At 73.0% G+C, this 24396-nt stretch carries 17 protein-coding genes and 1 tRNA gene; 8 read left to right on the plus strand and 10 right to left on the minus strand.

Going from position 1 to position 24396, the window contains the following annotated elements:
* The 4 genes from R2737_05490 to R2737_05505 form a co-directional block, all read right to left on the minus strand.
* Positions 1-871, minus strand: an 871-nt coding sequence (locus tag R2737_05490) for a DUF222 domain-containing protein (protein MEZ5115706.1), incomplete at its 3' end; no start/stop codon positions are given.
* 210 nt (positions 872-1081) lie between these two features.
* Positions 1082-1975, minus strand: a complete 894-nt coding sequence (locus R2737_05495) for a phosphotransferase (protein MEZ5115707.1) — start codon at positions 1973-1975, stop codon at positions 1082-1084.
* A gap of 41 nt (positions 1976-2016) precedes the next feature.
* Positions 2017-5841 (minus strand): tetratricopeptide repeat protein, encoded by a 3825-nt coding sequence (locus R2737_05500; protein MEZ5115708.1) that lies wholly within the window; start codon positions 5839-5841, stop codon positions 2017-2019.
* 36 nt (positions 5842-5877) lie between these two features.
* Positions 5878-6513, minus strand: coding sequence for a hypothetical protein (locus R2737_05505; GenBank protein MEZ5115709.1), 636 nt, complete (start codon positions 6511-6513; stop codon positions 5878-5880).
* A 259-nt stretch (positions 6514-6772) separates the two neighbouring features.
* Here R2737_05505 and R2737_05510 point away from each other — a divergent pair, with 259 nt between their 5' ends.
* Both R2737_05510 and R2737_05515 read left to right on the plus strand, forming a co-directional pair.
* Entirely contained in the window at positions 6773-8119 is a 1347-nt protein-coding gene (locus R2737_05510; GenBank protein ID MEZ5115710.1) for a sialidase family protein, read from the plus strand.
* A 23-nt stretch (positions 8120-8142) separates the two neighbouring features.
* The gene (locus R2737_05515; protein ID MEZ5115711.1) at positions 8143-9591 is read left to right on the plus strand and encodes a sialidase family protein; all 1449 of its coding nucleotides are present in this window, start codon (positions 8143-8145) and stop codon (positions 9589-9591) included.
* Positions 9592-9619: 28 nt separating this feature from the next.
* Here the strand turns inward: R2737_05515 and R2737_05520 are convergent, their stop codons facing one another.
* Positions 9620-10105: a MarR family transcriptional regulator gene (locus tag R2737_05520; GenBank protein ID MEZ5115712.1), complete on the minus strand. Its 486-nt coding sequence runs from the start codon at positions 10103-10105 to the stop codon at positions 9620-9622.
* Positions 10106-10121: 16 nt separating this feature from the next.
* A complete protein-coding gene (locus R2737_05525) occupies positions 10122-10622 on the minus strand; it encodes a glutathione peroxidase (protein MEZ5115713.1) in 501 nt (166 codons plus the stop codon).
* A gap of 99 nt (positions 10623-10721) precedes the next feature.
* Here R2737_05525 and R2737_05530 point away from each other — a divergent pair, with 99 nt between their 5' ends.
* Positions 10722-11627 carry an ABC transporter ATP-binding protein gene (locus R2737_05530; protein ID MEZ5115714.1) on the plus strand — a complete coding sequence of 302 codons (906 nt, stop codon included), beginning with the start codon at positions 10722-10724 and terminating at the stop codon, positions 11625-11627.
* The gene (locus R2737_05535; protein ID MEZ5115715.1) at positions 11624-13276 is read left to right on the plus strand and encodes an ABC transporter permease; all 1653 of its coding nucleotides are present in this window, start codon (positions 11624-11626) and stop codon (positions 13274-13276) included. The genes R2737_05530 and R2737_05535 overlap by 4 nt, the downstream gene beginning before the upstream one ends.
* 26 nt (positions 13277-13302) lie before the next feature.
* Here R2737_05535 and R2737_05540 read toward each other — a convergent pair whose 3' ends face one another.
* Positions 13303-15552 (minus strand): PKD domain-containing protein, encoded by a 2250-nt coding sequence (locus tag R2737_05540; GenBank protein ID MEZ5115716.1) that lies wholly within the window; start codon positions 15550-15552, stop codon positions 13303-13305.
* Between the two features lie 129 nt (positions 15553-15681).
* Between R2737_05540 and R2737_05545 the strand changes: the two genes are divergently transcribed.
* Positions 15682-17214, plus strand: a complete 1533-nt coding sequence (locus tag R2737_05545; GenBank protein ID MEZ5115717.1) for a DUF6605 domain-containing protein — start codon at positions 15682-15684, stop codon at positions 17212-17214.
* A 224-nt stretch (positions 17215-17438) separates the two neighbouring features.
* Here R2737_05545 and R2737_05550 read toward each other — a convergent pair whose 3' ends face one another.
* Together R2737_05550 and R2737_05555 are read right to left on the minus strand one after the other, a co-directional pair.
* Complete coding sequence (locus R2737_05550) at positions 17439-18122, minus strand: hypothetical protein (protein ID MEZ5115718.1); 684 nt, start codon at positions 18120-18122, stop codon at positions 17439-17441.
* A gap of 414 nt (positions 18123-18536) precedes the next feature.
* Positions 18537-18609: transfer RNA gene (locus tag R2737_05555), tRNA-Arg, on the minus strand.
* Positions 18610-18777: 168 nt separating this feature from the next.
* On the opposite strand from R2737_05555, the gene ssb reads away from it, so the two are divergent.
* Together ssb and R2737_05565 are read left to right on the plus strand one after the other, a co-directional pair.
* A complete protein-coding gene (gene ssb, locus R2737_05560) occupies positions 18778-20427 on the plus strand; it encodes a single-stranded DNA-binding protein (GenBank protein ID MEZ5115719.1) in 1650 nt (549 codons plus the stop codon).
* Positions 20428-20499: 72 nt separating this feature from the next.
* Positions 20500-21318 carry a MarR family transcriptional regulator gene (locus R2737_05565; GenBank protein ID MEZ5115720.1) on the plus strand — a complete coding sequence of 273 codons (819 nt, stop codon included), beginning with the start codon at positions 20500-20502 and terminating at the stop codon, positions 21316-21318.
* A 12-nt stretch (positions 21319-21330) separates the two neighbouring features.
* On the opposite strand, the gene R2737_05570 is transcribed toward R2737_05565, so the two are convergent.
* Complete coding sequence (locus R2737_05570; GenBank protein ID MEZ5115721.1) at positions 21331-22635, minus strand: hypothetical protein; 1305 nt, start codon at positions 22633-22635, stop codon at positions 21331-21333.
* A gap of 57 nt (positions 22636-22692) precedes the next feature.
* Between R2737_05570 and ettA the strand changes: the two genes are divergently transcribed.
* The gene (ettA, locus tag R2737_05575; protein MEZ5115722.1) at positions 22693-24390 is read left to right on the plus strand and encodes an energy-dependent translational throttle protein EttA; all 1698 of its coding nucleotides are present in this window, start codon (positions 22693-22695) and stop codon (positions 24388-24390) included.
* Positions 24391-24396 lie beyond the last annotated feature (6 nt).

Genomic DNA, 24396 nt, shown 5'->3' on the forward strand with positions numbered 1-24396 from the left:
CCGCTCCAGCCATGGCGGTGTCCTCGCTGCGGGGGCAGGTGCAGGGGCCGAGCAGGGCGGTCAGGTCCGCGGCCGGGTCCTTCAGGGTGGCTTGCCGGGCGCGGGCCCAGGTGTCGAACTGCCGCCACGCCCACGACGCCATCGGCTGGGAGGCCTCCAGGGTGATCCTGGCGCGGAAGTCCGGCAGCGGACTGATCCGCAGCGACCGTTCCCGCCGCCTCTTCTTCGCCCGTTCCGCGGCGGCGGCGGCGTCCAGGCGCAGGATGGTGCGGCGGATGCGGTGCCGCAGCCGGCCCGGGGTCTCCTCCGCATACCGCGACGCGACCCCGTCGACGTCGGGCAGCGTGTCGGCGACCACCACCTGCACGACCTTCTCGGTCAGGTCCGCGGACAGCTCGGCGGTCTCGGACACCACCGCGGACAGGTGCCCGTACCCCCACGCACCCGTTTCCAGCAGCCGAGCGACCGGGGCACCCGGACCGGCGAGGAACCGGGCCGCGTGGATCCGGTCCGACGCCGCGACGGTGGATAGCCGGCAGGCGGCGGCGACCTCGGCGTGCCGGGCCTCCTCCACGCACTCGAACGGACCGAGGTCCACCGGGCCGCCCTCGTCGTCCGGGTCGGGGTCTCGTGCCGGCTGGGGCCCGACCACCGGGAGGATCGCGGCGAACGACCGCGCGGTCACCCACGCCGCCTGCGCCTGCCACGCGGTCAGGAACACCACCCGGTCATGCCCGCACAGCGCCTCGGCGTCGACCTGCTCCAGCAGCCCGATCGCCACCGGACCCGGGCCCACCGTCACCGCCTGCGCGAGCAGGGCGGCGTCCCACGCGCGGGAGGTCCGCGGACCGGGAACCACGGGATCGAACATGTGTACGAGTGTACCTGCCCGGTCCGACACCGCGCAAGCCCTGTGCACACGAAATCGGCTGCGCTGCAGAGGAATATCACTGCCGGGGGCGGCCATGTCGCTGTGTCAGGACAGGAGCGGAGGGGGCAGCGAAGCGCGTTCTCCGCCCGCCGGGCGGCGCTCTCCCGGACGCCGCCGCACGTCAGGCGCCGCCTCGGGCATACGGACTCCTCACGTGGGCGCCGCCTCCAGCAGGCGGTTGAGCGTCCGCCTGCCCCACCTGCTCATCACCGGATGGGACTCGGCGTAGTACCAGACCAGCCCCATGGCTTGCTGAAGGGCCCACGCCATCCCGCGCTGCCACTGGACCGTGCTGCACCCCAACCGACGCCTCACCACGGTGCGCCGCTCGCCGTCCAGCAGGTGCCAGACCGAGACCAGGTCCAGTGCCGGGTCCGCGGCCGCGAACCCGCCCGTGTCCAGGACGCCCGCCAGACGGCCGCCCTCGACAAGCACGTTCTGCGGTGTCAGGTCGCCGTGGCACATCACGTCGCCGTCGACCCGCGGCAGCAGTCGCAGCTCCTGCCAGAGGGCCCGAAGCCGCACGACGTCGACGAGCCCCTCGCTCCTCGCGAAGCACAGTTCCATCCACTCGTCGTGGTCGGTCAGGCGACCGCCACGGCCCGCGCCGCGGAAGCCGCGCCCCCGCGTGTCAGCGGCTCGCAAGCCGACGAGCAGGGACGCCAGATCCTGCGCGAAGGACTCGGAGGCTGCGGGGTCCACCGCGAGCGCGTCACGACCCGGGACCCAGGTCTGGACGGACCACGGCAGCGGGTAGCCGTGCCCGGGATCTCCCAAGGCGATCGGCCGGGGACAAGGGACCGGGGACAGCGTCCAGAACTCCGACGCAGCCCTAGCCTCGTCGACGAGGACCTGCCGGACCTCGTCGGGGTCGCCCGGAAGGAGCGGGAGGCGCACGGACATGGAGTCGCCGAGGCGGAAGACCCCATGCACCGTCCCCGCCGGCGTGACCCGCGCGATCGGGAGCTGCGACCACTGCGCGAACTGATCGTCGATCAGGAGCCGTACCAGCGCCTCATCGATCGAGAGCCCGCCGTCATGCATCGCCACGCTGGCACCAGACAACGAGCTGCATCAGGCTCCGCTCACCGCCCCCGCAGGGCGGCGATCATCCCGTCCAGTTGGGCCACCATGGCCTGCAGCGCCGGTCCGTACTGCGCCGCCGTCGCCCGCGCCCACTCCAGCGCGGCCAGCGCCTCGTCGACCCGTCCCAGCAGGCCGAGGACCTCGCCCCGGTTGGCGGTCGCGAACAACACGCCCTGCGCATTCCCGGATGCCTGCGACAGCGCCACCTGCTCGTCGAGGCAGCGCAGCGAGCCGTCGAGGTCGCCGCGGTACCTCAGCACGATCGCCCGGTTCCCCACGCACGCGGCCAGCCCCACCTGGTCGCCGAGCGACCGGCACAGCACCTCCTGCCGGTCGAGCAGCGCCGCCGCCTGGTCGAGGAGCGCCTGGTCCACGTCCGACGGCGAGGCCACCGCTCCGCCCGGTGGCTGGGCGCGGTTGATGAGCAGCAGCGCGCGTTCGCCCAGCGCCCGCTGCAGCGCAGCGCCGTCGCCCTGCTCCTCGTACGCGTACGCCAGTGACGCCCACAGCGACTCCGCGCGTTGCACGTCGCCGACCTGGTACGCCAGCCCCAGTCCACGCTCGCCCCACTGACGGACCGCCGCCGCGTTCCCGAGGACCGCCGCGCTCGCCGCTGCATCCGCATAGTCCGCGACCGCCGCCGGCACGTTCTGCTGCATGTCGTGCACCTGGGCCCGGTTCGCCAGCATCGGCAGCAGCGACGAGTGCGTCTGCAGCCGACGGAACGCCGGCTCGGCGGCGGCGTACCACGCCAGTGCGTCCGCGAACCGGTTCTCCGCCAGCGCGCAGGTGCCCAGGTTCGCCTGCGCGGACGCGATCGCCTGCGGATCATCCGTCCGCTCGGCGATCCGCAACTCCTCCTCGTGCGTCGTACGGCAGCCGGCGAGGTCGCCCTGCTCCCGGCGCGCCGTCCCCGCAATCCCCAGCGCCACAGCGGCTTGCGGCCACGCGCTCGCCTCGCGTGCGGTGAGCTCGGCCTCCCGGGCGAGCCGCTCGGCTCCGGCCCAGTCCCCACCCGCCGACGTCGCCATCGCCCGCGCCACCAGCACGCGCGCCAGCAGACCCCCGTCCCCGAGCCGCCGGGCCACCTGCTCGGCCTCCACGGCCGCAGCGGTCGCCTCCGGCTGCTGCCCGAGCTGCGTACGCATCACCGACTCGTTCAGCCGCGCCTCGACCAGCCCGCGTGCGTCCCCCGAGTCGCGTACGGCCTCCAGCTGCGCCGTCGTCAGCGCCAGAGCGGACGCCACATCGCCGCGGTCCGCCAGCACCGACGCCTGCCCTGCCAGTGCGCGCGCGATCCCGGCCCGGTCGGCGAGGTCCCGGCACAGGGACTCCTGCTCCCGCAAAGCCTCCAGCGCCTCGTCGAACCGCCCCCGCTGCCGGAGCAGCTGGGCACGGTTCCCCAGGTGCGCCTGCAGCGCGTACGCGTCCCCGCGCTCCCGGCAGAGCGCGCCCTCCTCGTCCGACAGCGCCTCCGCCGAGTCCAGGTCTCCGGCCTCCCGGCGCACCAGCGCGAGGTTGCCGAGCGCGCTGGACAGCATCACGGCGTCACCGGCCCGCCGGCACAGATCCACCGCATCGACCAGGACCGGATCCGCCGCGTCCAGCTCGCCCTGCGACCACAGCGCAGCACCCAGGTTGACCAGGGCCGCACGCAGCCGGGCGGTCCCGTCCGGCCCCTCGCCCAGGCCCGCGGGAGCCCGTCGCGACTGCTCCACCAGGTAGCGCTGCAACCGCAGCGCCTCGGCCGGGTGCCCCGCGTCGGAGAGCAGCCGCGCCACTGCCCACACCAGTTGGCTACGTCCGGTCGGCCCGACCGCCCCCTCCGGGTCGTGCGCCGCCGGGTCCGCGACGACCGGCGCGTACGCCTCCGCCATCGACCGGCCGGCACCCTCCGCCCTGGCCCACAGCCGCATCAGGTCGGAGGTCGCGTCGACGTACGCGAGCTCCACGAACGCGTCGTCCGCCAGCGTGAGCACCAGGCCGTCCACGTCGCCGGAGTCCCACTGCTGCCACGGCAGCTCGTCGACGACCCGGGGTCCGAGGGGACGACCTGCGAAGTACGCGGCCAGCCGCGCATGCGCCGCCCGCCGGTCCGCCTCGTCCGCCAGGTAGCGGTCGCGCACCGCGGTCGCGAGGTACTCGTGCGCGAACCGGAGCAGCCCGGACGCGGAGACCAGGCCCTGCTCCGCGGCCAGCGACAACCGAGCCCAGAACGCATGGGGCAGAGGTGATCCCGGTGTCCCCAGCAGCTCCAGAAGCTCGGTCTCCGACAGGCCGCGCCGGGCCGCCCACAGCAGGCTGAACGCGTCGCGGACCAGTCCCGGCCGGTCCCGCTCGTAGTCGGCCTCGTACCGCGCCAGCACCTGCTCCAGCAGGTCGTCGACGGTGCGTGCAGACAGCATCCGGCCGATGACCTCGCCGAGGGTGTAGTGGTCGCCGTGCTGGCGCAACTCGTCGAGAAGCGTGCGCAGGTACAGCGGGTTGCCGCACATGTCGTCCGACGCGATCCGAGCGACGTGCACGTCGTCCAGCGCCTTGGAGAAGCGGGCCAGGAAGGCCGCCACGAACTCCCGTCGCTCCGGCGGGGTGAGCACCGGCACGTCGAGCACCGGCCACTCCCGGTGCAGCGCGGTGTCGAGCGGCCGGCCGCGACCGGACGTCAGCACCGCCCGAACCCCCGGCGGCAGCCGGGCCGGCAGCCACAGCAGGTCCGGGGCCCCGTCCACGTCATCCAGCCGGTCGACGCCGTCGACGACGACCACGACCCGGCGACCGGTCGCCGCTGCGGCCACCCCCGCGTCACGCAGCACTCGTTCGACCAGGGCGCGCAGCGCCGGGGGGTCATCGGGCAGCGCGTCGGGCCCTGGGGCCTCCACCCCCAGCGACCGGGCCAGCTCCCCGGCGAGCCGGCCCACCAGTGCCCGCCAGTCCGCCGCGTCGCCCCCTGCCCCCACATAGTGCTCGACCACGACGTCGCCGGGCCCGCGCCCACGCAGTCCCCGCACCCAGTCGGCCACGAGCGCGGACCCGCCGCCCCCGGGGTCGGCCGTCACGAGCAGCGGAGCCGCCTGCTCGCCGTCGACGTACGAGTCCAGTCGGTCCGTGAGCGCGGGCCGCGGCACGAAGGCGGTGAACCGGCTGGCGGCGTACGCGGCGTGCTCGTGGGCAGAGCGGTCCAGCGGGTCCGGGGGAGTGGCCTCCGGGTACAGCCCCTCGACCAACGCGGTCAGGTCCGCCAGCACCTGGTCGCCGAGCTGCTCCGGTCCGTGGTAGTCGTGGACGGGGAACCCGCTGTGCCGCACCCGGTCCCGGAGGTCCGTGAGCAGCTCCCGGCCCCGATCGGTGTCCTCCAGGTACAGCTCCTGCTGGTCCGGCGGGAGGGCCGCCACCCAGGCCGGGTCGCGCAGGTAGAAGAACGCGTGACCCGCCGCCTCAGGGTCGTTGAGGACCCCGTGCAGGATCTCCATCTCGGTGACCGAGCGCCCGGCGGCCTCGCCGAGCCAGCCGAGCTCGTCGACCAGGTCCGCGGGGATCTCGTCGGGCACCCAGCCGTACCGCTGCCCCAGCAGCCCGATGAAGTACGGCCGGGTCCGCTCGATCTCCGCCAGGCAGATCGGCAGCACGTCGCCGTCGGCGGCCTGCTCCGTGGTCACGCCCCAGCGCAGGTCCACCTCGCCCCAGGTGACCCCTCGGCTCTCGCACAGGTGCCGCACCAGCGGGAACACCCGCTTGACCAGCTCCTCCCGCTCCGCCTGCATGTCGCGGAACGTCGAGGAGATGAAGACACGGATCACCCGCGGGCGTCCCTCCGTACCCGTCACGGTCGGAGCCTGGCAGAGGCCCCGCCCCCGCGTCGATCAGTTGCGACGGATCTCCACATCCGTCCCGTCCGCGTTGGCGAACAGCGACCCCGACCCGCGCAGGCCCTGCACCGACATGTAGATCCGAGGCGGCTGCCCCTCCAGCTTGTCGATGCCCACGCTCGTGATCTTCTCGCCCTCGAGCTCCAGGCCGTCGTACGCCTGCTGCATCAGGTCCGGGATCACGTCCCACGAGACCTGGTCCAGGGTGAACGTGACCTTCTCGTACTCCTCGATGTCGCGGACGCTGACCGACACCGGATCGGTGCTCCACTCCCCGTAGCGGTAGTCGTAGTCGTCAAGATTGTCCCGCTTGACCGGGTCACGGACCTCCATGGAGAACCCGGTGTCGTACAACGACACCCGGCGCACCGTGGGCGAGTGGCCCAGGTGCTTCTCGGCCAGCACCGGCACCAGCTCGGGGTTGGCGAGCGCGTCCAGCGTCCCGATCGTGTCGCCCTGCATGGTGGCGATCACCGACGGGTCCAGGATCTGCGCCGGCTCGCGCGGGTCCACCGAGTCCCCACCCCCGCATGCCGCGAGCGCGAGGACCAGCGCCCCCGCGGCGACAGCGGCGCCGGCCGCGCGGCGCACCGTCCTGGGCCTGCGGTCACGCGCGCGAGTTCCGGTCACGGGCAGAGCATGCCAAGCCCGACCGGATTCGTGCATCCGTGGGCCGGCCCCCACGCACGGGGAGCCGGTTCGGGCCCTTCGGCGGTGGGAGGTGCCGGGAAGAGTTGGCAGGCTGGCCGTGGAGCGTCTCCGGCTGGGGGTGGCGGCCATGCGTCGACGAGGACCTGCACCGACAGCGCCCGGCGGTCGCCGGAGAAGGACGCGGCTCATCAGCGCGGCGGTCGCGCTTCCCCTGCTGGTCCCTCTCGTCCTGCCCGTCATGCCCGCCGCGGGCGCGACCGCGCGGGTCGTCTGGCGGAGCCCGGTGACGGTGGCCGCGGTGTGGCGTGCCACCGCGTACTACACCGGGCTCGACCTCGCCGCGTCGGCGGACGCCCGGCGGCTGGTCGCGGTGTGGCGCACCCGGGACGACGTGTACGCGGCGGCGAGTGCCGACTCCGGTGCCACCTGGTCCACTCCGGTCACGGTCAACGCCGCACCTTGCTCCGGCGCCCTGCTCGACGCCCCGCGGGTGGCGGCCTCTACCGACGGCGGTCGCGCGGTCATCGTCTTCACCTGCGGTGCGGAGACCCAGGGGCCGGCACTCTTCGCCGCCACCAGCGCTGACGGGGGGCGAACCTGGGCCGCCGCAACCCGGCTGTCCGAGGCCACCTGGGGGACCCAGGACCTGAACCCGGTGGTGGCCGTCTCCGCGGACGGCTCGCGGGCCATCGCGGCGTGGGACTTCGACCCCTACGCGTCCTCCGACCCGGTCGGGAACCGGATCCAGGCATCCTCGTCCGTCGACGGGGGCGCCACCTGGTCGACGCCCAGCGACATCGACGCGTACGGGACCTCCCGGTCCATCAGGGACCTGCAGCTCGCGGCGTCCGTCGCCGGCGACCGCGTCACGCTGCTGTGGCGCAGCTTCTCCTACTCCAGCGGCGGCCCCGCCGAGGTCCGCTACGCCACCACCCTCGACTCGGGCACGACGTGGGGGCCGGCGGCGACGCTGACGGTGGCCGAGGGGGCCTGGTTCGTGCGCAGCGCCGCGTCCCAGGACGGCACCCGCCTGACCGTGGCCTGGTCGGCCTGGAACGGCAGTCACGGTGTTCTCACGGCGGCGACGAGCTCCGACACGGGCGGGACCTGGACGGTGCCCGTACGGGTGTCCGCGAAGACCCAGGACGTCCCGACGGCGGCGCTGTGGTCATCGGCGAGCGGCCAACGCCTGTCCCTGGCGTGGACCTGGCGCTCCGGGAGCCGGTCGAAGGCGGTGCTGTCGGCGTCCAGCCGCGACGGCGGTCGGACCTGGACCACCCCGACGACCCTGTCCCTGCCGAAGCGCCAGGCGAAGGTGCCCAGCGTCGCCGCGTCGGGCGACGGCCGGCGCGTGTACGTGGCGTGGGAGCAGGCCGACGGCGGCAGCTGGCCGGCGTACGCGCGCACGAGCGTGGACGGCGGTCGCACCTGGACCGCGCGGGTCCGGCTGTCGCCGCGGGGCGGCGTCGGGGGGACACCGCAGCTCGCGGTCACCCCCAACGGCGCGCGCGCGACGGCGGTGTGGGCCTTCTCGAACGAGTCCCGATACGCGATCCAGTCGTCCCGCGGGCGGCTGGTCGGGTGAGCGGGGGGAACCGGAGGCGGATCATGTCGCGTACGTCCCACGCCGAACGCCGACCCGAGGTGCGCCGTCGCCCGCCCGTGGTGCTGGCGCTCGCCGTGGGCGTCTGCCTGCCGCTGGCCGTCGTGACGACTCCGGCGTCGGCTGCGGCTTCGGACGCGTACACCTGGCGGACCGGGGTCCGACTGTCGTCGCCGGCACCGAGCTCGGTGCCCGGGGGGATCGTGCTGTCACGCACGGGGTCGCGGGTCGCCACCACGTGGGCGGGCGTCTATGCGGGGTGGCGCGTGATCTGGGTGGCGACCAGCACGGACGGCGGCGTCCGGTGGCGGGCCCCCGTCGAGGTGTCCAGGTCGAGCGAGAACACGGACCCGTCGATCGTCTCGTCGGCCGACGGGACCAGGCTCGCCGTCGTGTGGCAGCGCCGCTTCAACGGCGCGGTGCAGGTCGCGACCAGCAGCGACGGGGGCCGGACCTGGCGCGCGCCCGTCGACCTCACCACACCCCCGACCGAGCCCAGCAGCCCCCGGATCATCTCCTCCGTCGACGGCCGGCGCCTGACCGCGGCCTGGCTGGATGAGGGGGAGTACTCGAACGGCCCGGTGACGATCCAGACCCGGACGAGCACCGACGCCGGAGTGACCTGGGGCCCTGCCAAGACGTTGGACACCGCGACCTTCGACCCCGCGTGGACCGAGTCCCCGATCGAGCTGTCGGGGAGCGCGGACGGCTCCGTCGTGGCGCTGGCCTGGCGGTTCGTGGGGTCGCCTCAGGACCAGCCGGGGCCGGTGCAGGTGGCGGTGAGCAGCAACGGGGGCGGCACCTGGGGCCCTGCCTCGGCGCTCACGGCGCCGGGTGACACGGTCGCCTCGGTGCAGGTCTCGGTCGCCGGCGACGGCTCCGCGGTCGCCGTCGGCTGGACCGGGTGGAGCGGTGCGGAGGTCGCGGCGCTGGTCCGTACGAGCGCGGACGGGGGTGCGACCTGGACGGCACCGGCTCGACTCTCCCCGAGTGGCCGTGACGTCCGCGCCCTCGCCCTGGCGGGAGCGCGTACGTCGGATCGTGTCAGCGCCGTCTGGCTGACCCAGGTGGGGGCCCAGCAGGTGGTCCAAGGCGTCGGAAGCACCAACGGCGGGGTCGCCTGGTCGGCGGTGCGCACCGTGGCGTCCTGGAAGTACACCCAGTTCAAGCAGGCCCCCGGACTGCAGGTCGCGTTGTCCGACGACGGGCGACGGGTCGGCGTAGCGTGGACCCGGCGCATCAGCGGGAAGTGGGCCGTCCAGGCGGTGACGAGCGTCACCGCGGGTCGCACCTGGAGCCCCGCGCGGACCCTGTCCGACCTGTCCGCCGAGGCCTACCACGACCGGATCGGGATGTCCGGCAACGGGAAGCGGGTCGCGGTCCAGTGGATGCGCTACCCGACGAACTCACATGACCGGTTCACCATCCGGGTGGCGACCGGACGGCACCGCTGACCCGGGCTCCGGTGGCGGCTCGCCGCCCCTACGGCGCGCAGGCGGCGTCGACGCGCTCGAGCAGCGTCGTCAGCTGGTCGCGCACCGTGAGGTAGTCCTCGGGGGTGCCGGAGATGCAGCCACCGATCGCGGCCGGCACCTCCCGGGCCCGCTCGCGCAGCGCGCGGCCCTCACGGGTCAGAGACACCACGACGGACCGCTCGTCCTCCGCTGACCGCGTTCGCTCGACCAGCCCCGCGGCCGCCATCCGCTTCAGCAGGGGCGACAGCGTGCCGCTGTCCAGGTGCAGTCGCGCACCGAGCTCGCCGACGGTGACCGGCTCGGACTCCCACAGCACCAGGAGGGCGAGGTACTGCGGGTAGGTCAGCCCGAGCTCGCCGAGCACGGGCCGGTACAGGTCGGTGATGCCGCGGTGCAGCCGGTAGACCAGGAAGCACAGCTGGTTGTCCAGCAGCAGCGCCTCGTCCGGGACCGCGGTCGCGCCGCGGCCCCGGACGGCCGTCCGTGAGCCCATCGTCGTCGGCCGCGCGTCAGGAGGCCGGCTGGTCGAGCAGCGCCTCGATGTCGCCTCGGATGTCGGCCGGGTCGGTCCGGGAGCCGTACCGCGTCACCGTCGTGCCGTCCGGGGCGACCAGGAACTTGGTGAAGTTCCACTTGATCCCGGAGCCCAGGAGGCCGCCGGCCTGTGCCTTCACGTACTGGAACACCGGGTGGGTGTCCTTGCCGTTCACGTCCACCTTGGTGGACAGCGGGAAGTCGACGCCGTAGTTGATGCGGCAGAACTCCTCGATCTCCGCGTCGTCGCCCGGCTCCTGGTGCGCGAACTGGTCGCAGGGGAAGCCGATGACGACCAGTCCCTGGTCCTTGAACTCCTCGTGCAGCTTCTGCAGCCCGTCGTACTGCGGGGTGAACCCGCACTTGCTGGCGGTGTTCACGATCAGGACGGGACGGCCCTCGAACTGCGAGAGCGGCACCTCCTCGCCCTTGTTGGAGGTGAAGGACAGGTCGTAGAGGGTCTCGGTGTTCGCCATGAAAAAGATTGTGCACGATCTAATAGGCCACGGCAAATCGACGCCGCACCGGGCCGGATGACCCGCCCGTCCGGGCCTCCCGAGTCGTAGCCTCGAGCTATGGCTGACGGCACTGCCGACGTCCTGGTCGACGTACGCGGGCTGGTGAAGCGGTTCGGGCGCACCGAGGTCCTCAAGGGGCTCGACCTGCAGGTGACCCGGGGGGAGGTGCACGCCTACCTCGGGCCCAACGGGGCGGGGAAGACCACCACGCTGCGGCTGCTGCTGGGGATGCTGAGGTCCGACGGCGGCTCGATGTCGGTGCTGGGCCTCGACCCGTGGCACGACGTGGCGGCACTGCACCGGCGGCTGGCGTACGTCCCCGGCGACGTGGCGCTGTGGCCCACGCTGTCCGGTGGCGAGGTCATCGACCTGATGGGCCGGCTGCGCGGGGGGCTGGACCCGACGCGTCGGGCGGAGCTGATCGAGCGCTTCGACCTCGACCCGACCAAGAAGGGCCGTACGTACTCGAAGGGCAACCGGCAGAAGGTCGCGCTGGTCGCCGCGCTGGCCAGCCGGGTGGACCTGTACCTGCTGGACGAGCCGACCGCGGGCCTCGACCCGTTGATGGAGGCCGCGTTCCGGGACTGCGTGGACGAGCTGCGCGGCGAGGGCGCGACGATCCTGCTGTCGTCGCACATCCTGTCCGAGGCGGAGGCGCTCAGCGACCGGGTGTCCATCATCCGCGAGGGTGTCGTCGTCGAGACCGGGACGCTGGCCCAGCTGCGGCACCTGACCCGCACGACCGTCACCGCGCGCGTGACCGCGATCCCGGACGGGCTGGACCGGATCGCCGGCGTGCACGACCTGCGCGTGCGCGGTGACGAGGTCGGCGCCGAGGTCGACGCGATGGCGATGAGCGAGTTCGTCGCCGCGCTGTCCAACGCCGGTGTGGTCACGCTGGAGAGCCGGCCGCCGACGCTGGAGGACCTGTTCCTGCGGCACTACACCGGCAGCCCGACATGACGACGACCGTCGTGCGTGCGCCCGCGACGTCGGGCGCACCCGCCCGCGGCAGGGGCGGCCCGTTCGTCGGCACCGGTGCGCTGCTGCGGTTGGCGCTGCGCCGCGACCGGATCCTGTTGCCCGCGTGGGTCCTCGGCTTCGCGTTCATGGTCGTGTTCTCCGTCGCCGCGACGAAGGACCTCTACCCGACGGTGGAGTCCCGGGTCGAGGCCGCCGACGCCGTCAACGCCACGGCCGCGCTGGTCGCCCTGTACGGCAAGGTCTACGACCCGACCTCGCTGGGCGCCGTGTCGCTCATCAAGATGACGGCGTTCGGCGCCGCGCTGATGTCGATCGTCTTCGTGTTCCTCGTCGTGCGGCACACCCGGTCGGAGGAGGAGAGCGGACGCCTGGAGCTGGTGGCCTCCGGTGTCGTCGGACGGGACGCCCCGCTGGCGGCGGCGTTGCTCGTGGGCGGAATCGGCAGCGCGGCCCTCGGCCTCATCACCTCACTCGGCCTGATCGCTGTCGGTCTGCCGCTTGGCGGGTCGCTGGCGTTCGGCCTCGCGTGGGCGCTCAGCGGTCTGGTCTTCAGCGCGATCGCGGGTGTTGCCGCACAGCTCACGACCTCGCACCGGGTCGCGATCGGGCTCGGCATGGCGTCGATCGCGGTCGCGTACGTGCTGCGGGCGGTCGGCGACCTCGCCGCCACCGGCGACCCCGGGTGGCTGTCCTGGCTGTCTCCCATCGGGTGGAGCCAGCAGATCCGGCCGTTCGCGGGGGACCGGTGGTGGGTCGGCCTGATCCCGCTGGTGGCGACCCTGCTGCTCGTACCGCTGGCCTTCGCCCTGCGCGCGCACCGCGACCTCGGCTCCGGCTACGTCGCCGACCGGCCCGGTCCCGCCATCGGACGGCTGCGGGGCGTCGAGGGCCTGGCCTGGCGGCTGCAGCGCGGCAGCCTCGTCGCGTGGCTGGTCGGCTCGGTGCTGATGGGCGCGGTGCTCGGCTCTGTCGCTCACAACGTCGCGTCGCTGCTGGACTCCGAGCAGATGCGCTCGTACCTGGCGGTTCTCGGCGGTGAGCAGGGCCTGACGGACATGTTCCTGGCCGCGGAGATGACGATCCTGGGCGCGGTGTTGTCCGCGTACGGGATGTCGGCGGTGATGCGTCTGCGGTCGGAGGAGACGGCGCTGCACGCCGAGCTGCTGCTGGGGACAGCAACCACCCGGCTCCGGTGGGCGGCAAGCCATGCGGTGATCGCGTTCGTCGGCGTCGCCGTGCTGATGCTGGCGACGGGCGCTGCCGTCGGTGTCACCCACGGGTTCGCGGTCGGCGACCCGGGGGAGCAGACGCTGCGCCTTCTCGGCGCCGCTGCCGCGCACGTGCCCGCCGCCTGGGTGATGGCCGCGCTGGTGCTGCTGCTGTTCGGATTCGTCCCCCGATGGGTCGCGGGGGCCTGGGGTGTGCTGGTCGCGTTCGTGGTCCTGGGCGAGTTCGGGCCGCTGTGGGAGCTGCCGCAGTGGGCGCTGGACCTGTCGCCGTTCGCGCACAGCCCGACGCTGCCCGGCGGCCCGGTGGACGCCCTGTCGTTGGTGCTGCTGGTCGTCACCGCCGTGGTGGTCGCCGGGGCCGGACTGGTCGGCTGGCGGCGTCGCGACCTCGCCGCCTGAGTGGGCGGGCCGGGCCGGCAGGACCTCTACCGTCGGGCCCGGGCGACGAACCTCGTCGTGACGGAAACGACCGCGCCGGTCGCATCGCGGGTCTGCGTCGTCGCGATGACCGCCAGGGTCTTCTTCTTGGCCAGCAACGAAAGGGCGCTCTTCGACCAACGGACCGCGATCGACGCCGAGCGTCCCGGTCCGACGTGGACCGTCGCCGAGCCGATCGCCACGGGTCGGGCGGCGCGCCGCGCACCGGTCGTACTCAGCGCCACCCGCACCGAGCAGGCCGAGCCGACGGAGACCGGGCAGCCGACCACTCCGGCCGTGCGCCCCTTGACCACCGCGGGAGCCGTACGCAGGGTCGCGGCGGGCTGGACGTCGACGGAGACGAACGACGGGTCACTGCTCAGGTCCCCGTCGTTGACCACGAGTTGGAAGATGTACGTTCCCGGCGTGGTCGCGACGAACGACGGCCGTGCCGTGGTGGGTCCGACGAACGACACCGCCGTCGGTCCGAAGAGCTCGGTCCACCGATACGTCAGCGCCGACCCCTCCGGGTCGCGGCTGCCCCGGCCGTCCAGCGTGACGGTCGCCCCGGCGCCCACGCTGGCGTCCGGACCGGCGTCGGCGGTGGGGGCGCCGTTGACCGGGGCGGGAGGACCCGCCTCTGCGACGACGGAGACGAACGACGGGTCGGAGTCCTGGCCCCCGTCGTTGACCACGAGCTGGAAGACGTACGTCCCCGTCGGACCGGCGACGAACGACGGCTGAGCCGTGGTGGGTCCGACGAACGACACCGCCGTCGGTCCGAAGAGCTGGGTCCACCGGTAGGTCAGCGCCGACCCCTCCGGGTCACGGCTCGCGGACCCGTCGAGGGCGACCGTGGCCCCGGCCTTCACCTGCTGATCGACCCCCGCGTCCGCAACCGTTCGGCTGTCAGCGCTCGCCTGGGTTCGGAAGAGCCCGGTCCCGGGGACGAACGGGTCGAGCGCTGCGGCGAAGTACGAGGTGAGCAGGAGACCGTCGTCGCTCATCCCGGGGTCGTCCCCGCTCACACTGGCGGTCGAGGCCATCCGGGTGGTCCCCGTCCGGACGTCCCGGACCGCGGCTCGCGCGCCGGACGGAAGGGTCGACCCGGTCAGGTTCGTGGCCTCCGTCCGGAAGGCCACCACGGTGCCGTCCCTGCTGATCGCCGGTCGGCCCGCGGAGGGGCCGTTCGCCTCGCGCCCGCCGGGGCCGACGCTGACCCGGCTGATCGCACCGGTCTGGGTGTCCTTGAGGAACATGTCGGAGGTCCGGTTCGCGTCGCCCGGGACCAGGTTCGTCGACCAGCTCGCGAACGCGACCCACCGGCCGTCGGCGGAGATGGCCGGGCAGGTGACCGTGCTGGCACCGTTGTCGGCGCGGTTCTGCGGCGTGCCGTCGGCCGCCGTCGACACCCTCGAGGTCGACCCGGTCGTGGTGTCGTACACGAAGATGTCCCACATCGACTCGCCGTCGTCGCCTGCGACGAGGTCGGAGGCATACGACCAGAACGCGATCCGCGACCCGTCCGCCGACGTCGAGGGACAGTTGCTGCCGTAGTTGCCCCCGCGGCCGTTGCGCTGCTGGTTGTCGGAGACCAGCGTCGTCGCACCGGCAGCCAGATCGCGGCGGTAGACCTGGCCGTTGGAGAAGACGCCGGTGACCAGGTCCGTGGCGTACGACCAGAACACGACCACGCGCCCGTCCGCAGAGATCCGCGCGTCCTTGCTCTGTCCTGCCGAGGGCGCACCGCCGGGAGTCACCGCGACCAGCGACGTCGTCGGAGGACTGGCGCACCGATCGCGCACGAAGACGTCGGTGGTCCCGTTGGTGTCGCCGGGCACCAGGTTGGGGGAGTCGGACTCGAAGGCGACGCGGCACCCGTCCTCCGAGATCGACGGCCAGTCGCTCGAGGCCGAGCCGGGGGCGCCGGAGGCACTGATGCTCACCAGCTCCGTCGTCCCCCGGACCAGGTCGCGCAGGAAGATCTGGTACCCCGTGGTCGCCGACGTGGCCAACGACGCGATCGAGCGGAAGACCACGTACCTCCCGTCCGTGGTCAGATCGGAGTGGTCGGCGCTGTTGGTCGGGACGCCCGACGCGGACACCGACACCTTCACGAACCCGGCAGGGACCGCAGCTGCCGGAGCACCGACGAGCGCGCCACCGACGAGCGCGACGGCCGCCAGCGTTGCCGCGGTCCGCCAGACGGCGATCGTGCGATTGCTGCGACGTCCTTCAGGGCCTTCGGGACCGGACATGGCTTGTCTCCCTCCCCCGCGGCGGCACGCGACGCCGGAAGTAGGCGCATGGTGGCACAACGAGTCAGGTTCCCCATGTCGTGCGTGTCGGTTCCGCCGGTCTCTCCTGGTCCGCAGCACGATCGAGCGGTGCGCCGGTTCGTCTGCCTCCTGCTCGGGGCGGTCCTGCTCGCCAGCGGCTGCCAGCCGCCGGACGACGCTGCGGACGCCGACGCCGCTCCGGCGGATCCCGCCCCGGCCGTTGTCTCACCACCGGAGACCGACGTGTGGGCTGCGGTCTTCGCCGAGAACGCCCGACCCGGTGACCCGTCGTGGCGGGACGCGGTCGGCCGATCCACGGACCCGTCGGCCATGTCCGGGTACGCGGGCCGGTCGTCGGCGCTGCCCGGCGACCGGGTGCCGCTGATGGTCACCACGACCGCGCCGCAGTTCCGTGTGGTCGCGTACCGGATGGGCTGGTACGACGGGGCCGGAGCCCGTCGGGTCTGGTACTCGCCCCTGATCCCGGGCGCCATCCAGACGGAGCAGGGATACCTGGAGGACACGCGCACGCCGTACGCGGCGTGGCAGCCCTCGGCGTACGTGGACACGACCGGCTGGCACCCGGGGATGTACCTGCTCCGGCTGGTCGGCACCAACGGCGCGGAGTGGCTGATCCCGCTGGTGCTGCGGTCCCCGGATGCCGTCGGGCGCCTCGTGCTGGTGATGGCCGACCTCACCTGGCAGGCGTACAACGACTGGGGCGGCCGCTCGGCCTACCGCGGGCCCGGTGGCTTCGAAGACCGGTCCCGGGCCGTCAGCTTCTCCCGCCCGTACCTCAACGGGCGCGGCACCGGGAAGTACCTCAACTACGAGCACCCCGTCGTGATGCTCGCCGAGCGGCTCGGCGTCCCGGTGTCGTACCTGGCCGCCTCCGACTTCTCCTGGGGCGGCGACACCCTGGTCGCCGGCGCGGAGGGGATCGTGTCGTTGGGGCACAACGAGTACTGGACGGCGGAGCAGCGGGACGTGGTGACCCGGGCCCGCGACGCGGGGGTCGACCTGGCCTTCCTGGGTGCCAACACCATGTACTGGCGGGCGCGAGTGGAGCAGGGACCTCAGGGCATGCCTCTCGAGGTCGTCTACAAGTCCGCCGCGGAGGACCCGGTGCTGGGGGACCAGGTCACCAGTCGCTTCCGTGACGGCCCGACAGCCCTGCCGGAGCGGGAGCTGGTCGGCATGGACTACGACTGCTTCCCTGCCTCCGGCACGTACACCGTGACCGATCCGGACTTCTTCCTGTTCGCCGGGACCGGGTCGCAGCTGACCTTCCCGGACCTGGTCGCCGTCGAGGTGGATCATGTCTCCGCGTTGCCCGGCACGCCGGAGACGCTCCAGGTCGTCGCGAGCAACCCGACCATGTGCGGGCCGACGGCGACGGTGAGCAACTCGACGTACTACACGACCGACTCGGGCGCGGGTGTCTTCGCGGTCGGGACGATGGGCTGGGTGCTGCGTGGCCTGCGCGGCAAGGCTGTACCCCGGAGCACCCGCTTCGCACGGTCCGTGACCGAGCGCCTGCTCCTGGAGATGATGGCCGGCCCGATGGGCGCCCGGCATCCGGCCCGCCCCACCCTGTCGCAGGACGCGAGCGAGCCCCCGAGCGGTGCCTCGCCCGGCTGATCCGCGCGTGGGTGCCGCCGGGTCAGTTGATGGTGACGACGCCGGCCTGGTCTCCGTACACCTTGCCCTGGTTGGAGTCGAGGCGGCGATCCTGGCGTCCTCGCGACGTCCGACGGGTGTACCGGAAGGGCCGTCCGCACGGCATCCGCGTAGTCCGCCAGTGTCGCGTCAGTCCTCTATCCCTGCCGAGCAAGCGTTCACCCGGCAGGGATAGAGGCGACCTCCTAGGAGATGGGGGTCGGCGTGGAGTAGGTGAAGTCGACGGTGACGTTGGTGGGGGTGACGCCGCACTGGGCGTCGAGGAAGAGTGGTGTCCCGTTGGCGGGTGCGACCTGGGGGCTCACGGACGTGAGCGTCACGGTCGAGCCGTTACCGGCGACGTCCCACCGCGTGAGGATCGGGCCGTTCACGCTCGACAGCCGGACGCGGATGATCCCGTTCGGGCAGCCCACGGCCGACATGGTCGGACTCACCGGCACGACGTAGGTGCCAGCTGCGAACGTCGTCGTCGTCTGGAACGGGTCGTGGACCGGCGGGGTCCAGGTCCAGTGCCAGATGAAGGCGCCGTCGATGCCGTCCGTACCGTTCTGGCCTGGGGTTCCGGGAACTCCCTGCGGGCCTTGGCTGCCTGCGGGACCCGCCGGTCCAGCAGGCCCGGTACCGCCGCTGCCTGGCTTACCGGGCCACTGGACCCGGATCTCGCCGGACTCGCAGGGCTGGTCAGCCCGGACCATGCGCAGCACCCCGGTGCCCTCGCGTGAGCAGGCGAAGTTGGTCGTGAACTCCTTGCCCGGAATGACGCTCCCCGCCGCGACGGCGACGCCCGCGACGACGCCGATGATCCCCGCGGTCAACGCGGTGGCGGTACCCAGCACGACGGCGGTCCGCGGCCTGCTTGTGTTCGGCATGGTTCCCCAACCCTTCCTGCTTGACGCCTGCCCCGACGATTGCCCGCGAGGTCGGCCGGGCACTGTTCCGCCCGATCTTCGCACCATTGGTTGGCGGGACTATACGGTTGGGTCGAGTCAACTGACGTGGTGATCGGGGAGGATCATTGAGGCAACGCGAGAGCATCGCGGCCCTGTCAGCCCTCACCCTTGCCGCGGGCGTCGGAGTAGTGGCCGTGGGGTGGAGGCCGTGGGTGGAGGACGCCGCCGCGATCAGCGCCGCGCTCGAGGCGCACCTGGCGGGGTTGGTGCGGGATGGCTCGAGGGGCCATGGGGGAATCACTCCCTGAGGGCCCTTCGCGTTGCCCGTCGGCGGCGGTTGCCACCCAGCGGGTAGCTACGGCGGGCGGCCACAGCCGGAACCCGTTGTGGCAGCGCGCCCGGAGGGATTCGAACCCCCAACCAACCGGGTAGAAGCCGGTCGCTCTGTCCGTTGAGCTACGGGCGCCGCGGGCCATTGTCCCCCGTCCAACCCGCGTACTTCGGCTTGTGGTGCCGGTTGTGCGCGCTGTAGCTGACGCAACCGGCACCACAAGGGAGGCCGGGCGGGGCAGACTCGCCGGGGGCCGTATCGAAGGCCCCGTTGCCGCACGAAGGAGCCCAGGAGGAGCTGCCCGTGGTCCCCGACGCCTACCGCGCCCGCTACCGGTCCGCCCACCAGATCCGGACGGAGGGGGCCATCGGCAACCTCTTCGACGGGGTCACGATCACCGCCCACGGCCTGGAGACGCGGCTGCTGGCGTGGCCGGGGACCGGCTACCAGACCGAGGCCGTACATGTCACGACGCTGCGGCCGGGTGAGTCGAGCGACCGCTACCGGTACGACCTGTCCGAGGAGGCGATCCTCTGCCGGTACGGCACCGCGGAGGTGTGGCTGCGGGACCGCTGGGTGAACCTGCGCCCCGGCGACATGGCGTACTTCCCCGAGGGCGTCGAGCACCAGATCCGCAGCGCCGACGGCGCTGACGAGGACGCCGTGCTGGTGCACCAGATCTGCCCGCCGCAGTTCGACCTGTACGCCGACGCCGGGTTCTACAACGCCGAGTACGGCGTGATGAACCACGAGGCGATCGAGAAGGCCGCCATCAACGCGCCCACGGTCACCCCACCGGAGCCGCAGGAGATGACGTACCAGGACGACCAGCCGGAGGTGCGTGCCCAGAACCTCGCACCCGCGGACGTCAAGGCGCACGGTGCCCTGTTCAACGTGCTGGAGGGCGCCGCGTTCACCGGTATCGGGCTGCCGATGCGGCTGGTGCTGTGGCCGGGTGCGGGGACGCGACTCGTGGGGTTCAACTACGCGTACTGCGGCACCGGGGTGCAGGACGCGATGCACCGGCACCCGGTGTCCGACGAGTTCCTGGTGATGTGGAGCGGGGCGGGTCAGCTGTACGTGGGCGACCTCGGCTGGGTGGACGCGGAGGAGAACGACGTGGCGATGGCGCCGTGCGGCGTCCTGCACGGCCACCGCAGCACCGCCGAGCTCGGGCCATCCCTGATGGGCGGCTTCGCCTCCCCGCCGCAGATGGACCTGGTGATCCCCACCCCGTACTACGCCGACGGCGTGTACGCGCATCCCGCGGACACTCGGCTCACCGCCGAGGAGGAGCACGCGGCCGACCTCCCGGTCCGACCTGCTGACCCGTCGTCCCCAGGTCGAGCGAAGGCGTACGGGCCGTCCACAGCCGCTCGACTGGCCCTGGGTCTAGGCCGGCTCGCGCCGGATCCTCGGGGCAGCGCGGGCGCGGGTGCGTCCGCACCGATCGGGGGAGCAGGCATGAACGAGATCCAGGTGACCATCACCGGCAACGTCGTCAGCGAGGTCCAGTCCCGGGTGCTGTCCAGCGGCGACATGCTGTCGTCGTTCCGGCTGGCGGTGAACCCGCGCCGGTACGACAGCAAGCAGGGCCAGTGGGTCGACGGGGAGAGCGCCTACTACACGGTGACCGCGTGGCGGGTCCTGGCGGAGAACATCAGGACCTCGCTGGTCAAGGGCATGCCGGTGATCGTGCACGGCCGGCTCAAGCAGCGCACGTTCGAGAAGCGGGTGGGGGAGGAGAGCATCACGGCGCGGTACGACGAGATCGAGGCCCGCTGCGTCGGGCCGGACCTCACCCGGGGGACCGCGACGTTCGCGCGGACCAAGAAGGACTCGATCCGGGCCTTCGAGGCGGTGACCGTCTCGCGGGTGACCGCTCCCGCCGAGCCGGGCACGGACCGGGACGCCGACGAGGCCGTTGCCGGTGGTGCGACGGAGGCCGCCTGACCCGCGGGTGCAGGTGCGGCCGGTACGACGCGAAGTCCCGGTTCTGCGCCCCGCGGGCCCTAGGCTGCGGCCGTGGCCACCGACGGGATCGACCCGGACCGGCGCGAGGCGCTGGCCCGGACGCTGGTCCTGCTGCAGGCCTACTCGCTGGAGCTCACCGACATCGTGCGGGGCGCGCTGGGCAGCGGCGAGGGCGCCAACCGGGACGTCCAGTTCCTGCTGCTGCTGCGGCACGGCCCGCTGACCCCGAGCGACCTGGGCGAGCGCGCCGGGTGCACCCGAAGCGCGACCTCCCGGGCGCTGGGTCGCCTCGAGGCCGGCGGGCTCGTCACCCGGACTCCGGACCCGGCCAACCGGCGCCAGGTGCGGGTGGCGCTGACCCGGGAGGCGCGCCGGCGCGTCCGCACCCTGGTCACGCGGCTGCAGGACTACTTCGGCGCCGGCGCGCCCCTGGTCAAGGAGGCCCTGGACCTGCTGCACCTCCCGGCGTCCGCGGCGCCCGCCGCGCCGGCCGATGCGCTGGAACTGGTGGAGGAGCTGTCCCGGGTCGGCGCGGCCTACGTGACCGAGGACGAGGGGGCGATGGCCGGGTACGGCATCGACACGTCCTCCGACCGCTACGCCCTCGGGGTCCTCGCGTACCGGGGCAGCGTGCGGCCCTCCCAGCTCGCCGACGAGCTGCACCTGACCAAGAGCAGCGTCTCGGGCCTGCTGGACCGGATGGAGGCGGTCGGCCTGGTGACCCGACGCTACGGGCAGCAGCCGGGGGACCGTCGGGTCGTGGAGGTGGCACTCACGCCCCGCGGCCAGCGGGCCGCGGCAGAGCGGCTCGCGATCCTCGACCGCCGCGTCGACGAACTGGGCGCCGCGCTGGCCCTCACGCTCGGCTGAGGGGGCGCGGGTTCACTCCCCGCCGAGCACCCACACGCTGCCGTCGGGCGTGTCCCGTACCTCCACGCCCACCTCGGCCAGCCGGTCGCGCACCAGGTCCGAGGTGGCGAAGTCGCGGCGCGCCCGGGCGCCGTCGCGGACCTCCATGAGCACCGCGAGGTACGGACCCACCACGTCCCGCGGGTCGCGCGCGCCGGTGCGGGCCACCTCGCCCAGCCGCACGATCATCGCCCGCAGCACCCGGCGGGCGCGGTCGTCGTCGCCCTGCTGGGTGTCGGCGGACCAGTCGACCAGCGCCTGCTCCAGGTCCAGCACGGCGGCGACGGCCGAGTCCACGTCCCGCGCCGCCAGCGCCGCGTCGAACGCCGCCTTCGCGTCGGCCGCGACCGACCGCAGCGACACCACCTGCGCGTGGGGCACCACGCCGGACCCACCGTCGCCGCCATCCGGGCCGTCCGCCGACGCCGCCCCCGGCGTCGAGGTCGCAGCCGACGCCGGCGCCAGCTCGCCGTCCAGCGACCCGAGGTCGCCGCGCAGCAGCGCCGCCAGCTCCGCCACGGCCAGCACCGCGCCGTCGGCGAACCGGTGCGACACCCCGCCGGCCCGCGCCGTCAGCACGCCGGACCCCGACACCCTCGCGGTGCCCGCGTCCAGGTCGAACACCACCGCGGTGTGCTCGTCCACACCCAGCACCCCGGTGCCCGCGGGCAACGCGGACTCCAGGAACTCCAGCCGCTGCTCCCCGAGGTAGCAGAACCGGGTGTCGTAGTGCCCGCCCTCGTTGTTGTCGTAGTGCGGGATCACCGCCGCGGACACCCCGACCAGGGCACCGAGCAGGTCCACCCCCTCGAGCCAGTAGGGGTCCGCCCCGGCCTTGTAGATCTCGTACACCGGGATCGCGTGCGTGCCCGCCAGCACCGCGGCCGCGGACCCCAGGCACACGGTCCCCCCGCGCAGCGCCACGTCCGCCAGCGCGGCCGGCACGGGAGTCTCCCGCCACTGCCGCAGCGCGTACGACGGGCTCCCGGGCCCGGCGAACGCCCACGCCGCGTCGTGCAGCAGCGCCAGGCACCGCTCGCGCTCCACCGTCGGCGCCGCCGCCCGCCGCCACGAGGCCAGCGACACGGTCCGTCCGACGCTCTCCGCGAAGTACCCCAGGGTCTTCTCCACCAGGTCGTCGGCGTTGACCTGGAACCCGAACGGGGTGTCCAGCAGCACCGCCGGACCGTCACCCGCCTCCGCCAGCACCCGGCGGTGCAGCCGCACCATCGTGGGCGCGGTCTCCCCGGACCCGATGAGAACCAGCCTGCCGCCCATGGGCACGAAACCTACGTGGTCAGGCCCACCCCCGCCCGGCGACTAGGCTCCACCCCCATGGCGGAGTTCATCTACACCCTGCGCAAGGCCCGCAAGGCCCATGGCGACAAGGTCGTCCTCGACGACGTCACGCTGGCCTTCCTGCCCGGCGCCAAGATCGGCGTCGTGGGTCCCAACGGGGCCGGCAAGTCCAGCCTGATCAAGATCATGGCCGGCGTCGACCACGTCTCCAACGGCGACGCCACCCTGTCGCCGGGCTACTCCGTCGGCATCCTCATGCAGGAGCCCCAGCTCGACGAGACCAAGACCGTGCTGGAGAACGTCGAGGAGGGCGTGGCCGAGACCAAGGCCATGGTCGACCGCTTCAACGAGATCTCCGCCGCCCTCGCCGACCCCGACGCCGACTACGACGCGCTGCTGGCCGAGATGGGCAAGCTCCAGGAGGACATCGACCACCGCAACGCCTGGGACCTCGACGCCCAGCTCGAGCAGGCGATGGACGCGCTGCGCTGCCCGCCCGGCGACGCTGACGTCTCGGTGCTGTCCGGCGGCGAGAAGCGCCGGGTCGCGCTGTGCAAGCTCCTCCTGCAGCAGCCCGACCTGCTCCTGCTCGACGAGCCGACCAACCACCTTGACGCCGAGAGCGTGCAGTGGCTGGAGACGCACCTGGAGAAGTACCCCGGCACCGTCGTCGCCATCACCCACGACCGCTACTTCCTCGACAACGTGGCGGAGTGGATCCTCGAGCTCGACCGCGGCCGCGCCTACCCCTACGAGGGCAACTACTCCACCTACCTGGAGAAGAAGGCGCAGCGGCTGAAGGTCGAGGGGCAGAAGGACGCCAAGCTGAAGAAGCGCCTCACCGACGAGCTGGAGTGGGTGCGCTCCAACGCCAAGGCCCGGCAGACCAAGAGCCGCGCCCGCCTCGACCGCTACGAGGAGATGGCCGCGGAGGCGGAGAAGACCCGCAAGCTCGACTTCGAGGAGATCCAGATCCCGCCGGGCCCGCGGCTGGGCAACGTCGTCGTGGAGGCCACCGGGCTGACCAAGGGCTTCGGGGACCGCCTGCTCATCGACGACCTGTCGTTCACGCTGCCGCGCAACGGGATCGTCGGCATCATCGGCCCCAACGGCGTCGGCAAGACCACGCTGTTCAAGATGATCGTCGCGGCCGCCGAGGGCGGTTCGGACGACAAGGACGTGCTGCCCACGGCCGGCGACCTGCGCGTCGGCGACACCGTGACGCTGTCGTACGTCGACCAGTCCCGCGCCGGCATCGACGGGTCCAAGAACGTCTGGGAGGTCGTGTCCGACGGGCTGGACTGGATCAAGGTCGGCCACGTGGAGATGCCGTCCCGCGCCTACGTCAGTGCCTTCGGCTTCAAGGGCCCGGACCAGCAGAAGCCCGCGGGCGTGCTGTCCGGCGGGGAGCGCAACCGGCTCAACCTCGCGCTCACGCTGAAGATGGGCGGAAACCTGCTGCTGCTGGACGAGCCCACCAACGACCTCGACGTGGAGACGCTCGGCTCGCTGGAGAACGCGCTGCTGGAGTTCCCCGGCTGCGCGGTCATCACGTCGCACGACCGCTGGTTCCTGGACCGGATCGCCACGCACATCCTCGCCTACGAGGGCGACAGCCAGTGGTTCTGGTTCGAGGGCAACTTCGAGTCGTACGAGAAGAACAAGGTCGAGCGGCTCGGGCCGGACGCGGCGCGCCCGCACCGGGCCACCTACCGCAAGCTCACCCGCGACTGACGGGCG

Source organism: Candidatus Nanopelagicales bacterium (assembly GCA_041393815.1).
GTDB lineage: Bacteria > Actinomycetota > Actinomycetes > S36-B12 > JAWKJK01 > JAWKJK01.

What these genes read in the sequence shown, in the direction of transcription:
- R2737_05510 (MEZ5115710.1), top strand. Translation starts at nt 6,773, where the DNA reads ATGCCCGCCGCGGGCGCGACCGCGCGGGTCGTCTGGCGGAGCCCGGTG.
- R2737_05525 (MEZ5115713.1), bottom strand. Translation starts at nt 10,622, where the DNA reads ATGGCGAACACCGAGACCCTCTACGACCTGTCCTTCACCTCCAACAAG.
- R2737_05570 (MEZ5115721.1), bottom strand. Translation starts at nt 22,635, where the DNA reads ATGGGCGGCAGGCTGGTTCTCATCGGGTCCGGGGAGACCGCGCCCACG.
- R2737_05535 (MEZ5115715.1), top strand. Translation starts at nt 11,624, where the DNA reads ATGACGACGACCGTCGTGCGTGCGCCCGCGACGTCGGGCGCACCCGCC.
- R2737_05495 (MEZ5115707.1), bottom strand. Translation starts at nt 1,975, where the DNA reads ATGCATGACGGCGGGCTCTCGATCGATGAGGCGCTGGTACGGCTCCTG.
- ettA (MEZ5115722.1), top strand. Translation starts at nt 22,693, where the DNA reads ATGGCGGAGTTCATCTACACCCTGCGCAAGGCCCGCAAGGCCCATGGC.
- R2737_05515 (MEZ5115711.1), top strand. Translation starts at nt 8,143, where the DNA reads ATGTCGCGTACGTCCCACGCCGAACGCCGACCCGAGGTGCGCCGTCGC.
- R2737_05530 (MEZ5115714.1), top strand. Translation starts at nt 10,722, where the DNA reads ATGGCTGACGGCACTGCCGACGTCCTGGTCGACGTACGCGGGCTGGTG.
- R2737_05540 (MEZ5115716.1), bottom strand. Translation starts at nt 15,552, where the DNA reads ATGTCCGGTCCCGAAGGCCCTGAAGGACGTCGCAGCAATCGCACGATC.
- R2737_05550 (MEZ5115718.1), bottom strand. Translation starts at nt 18,122, where the DNA reads ATGCCGAACACAAGCAGGCCGCGGACCGCCGTCGTGCTGGGTACCGCC.
- R2737_05520 (MEZ5115712.1), bottom strand. Translation starts at nt 10,105, where the DNA reads ATGGGCTCACGGACGGCCGTCCGGGGCCGCGGCGCGACCGCGGTCCCG.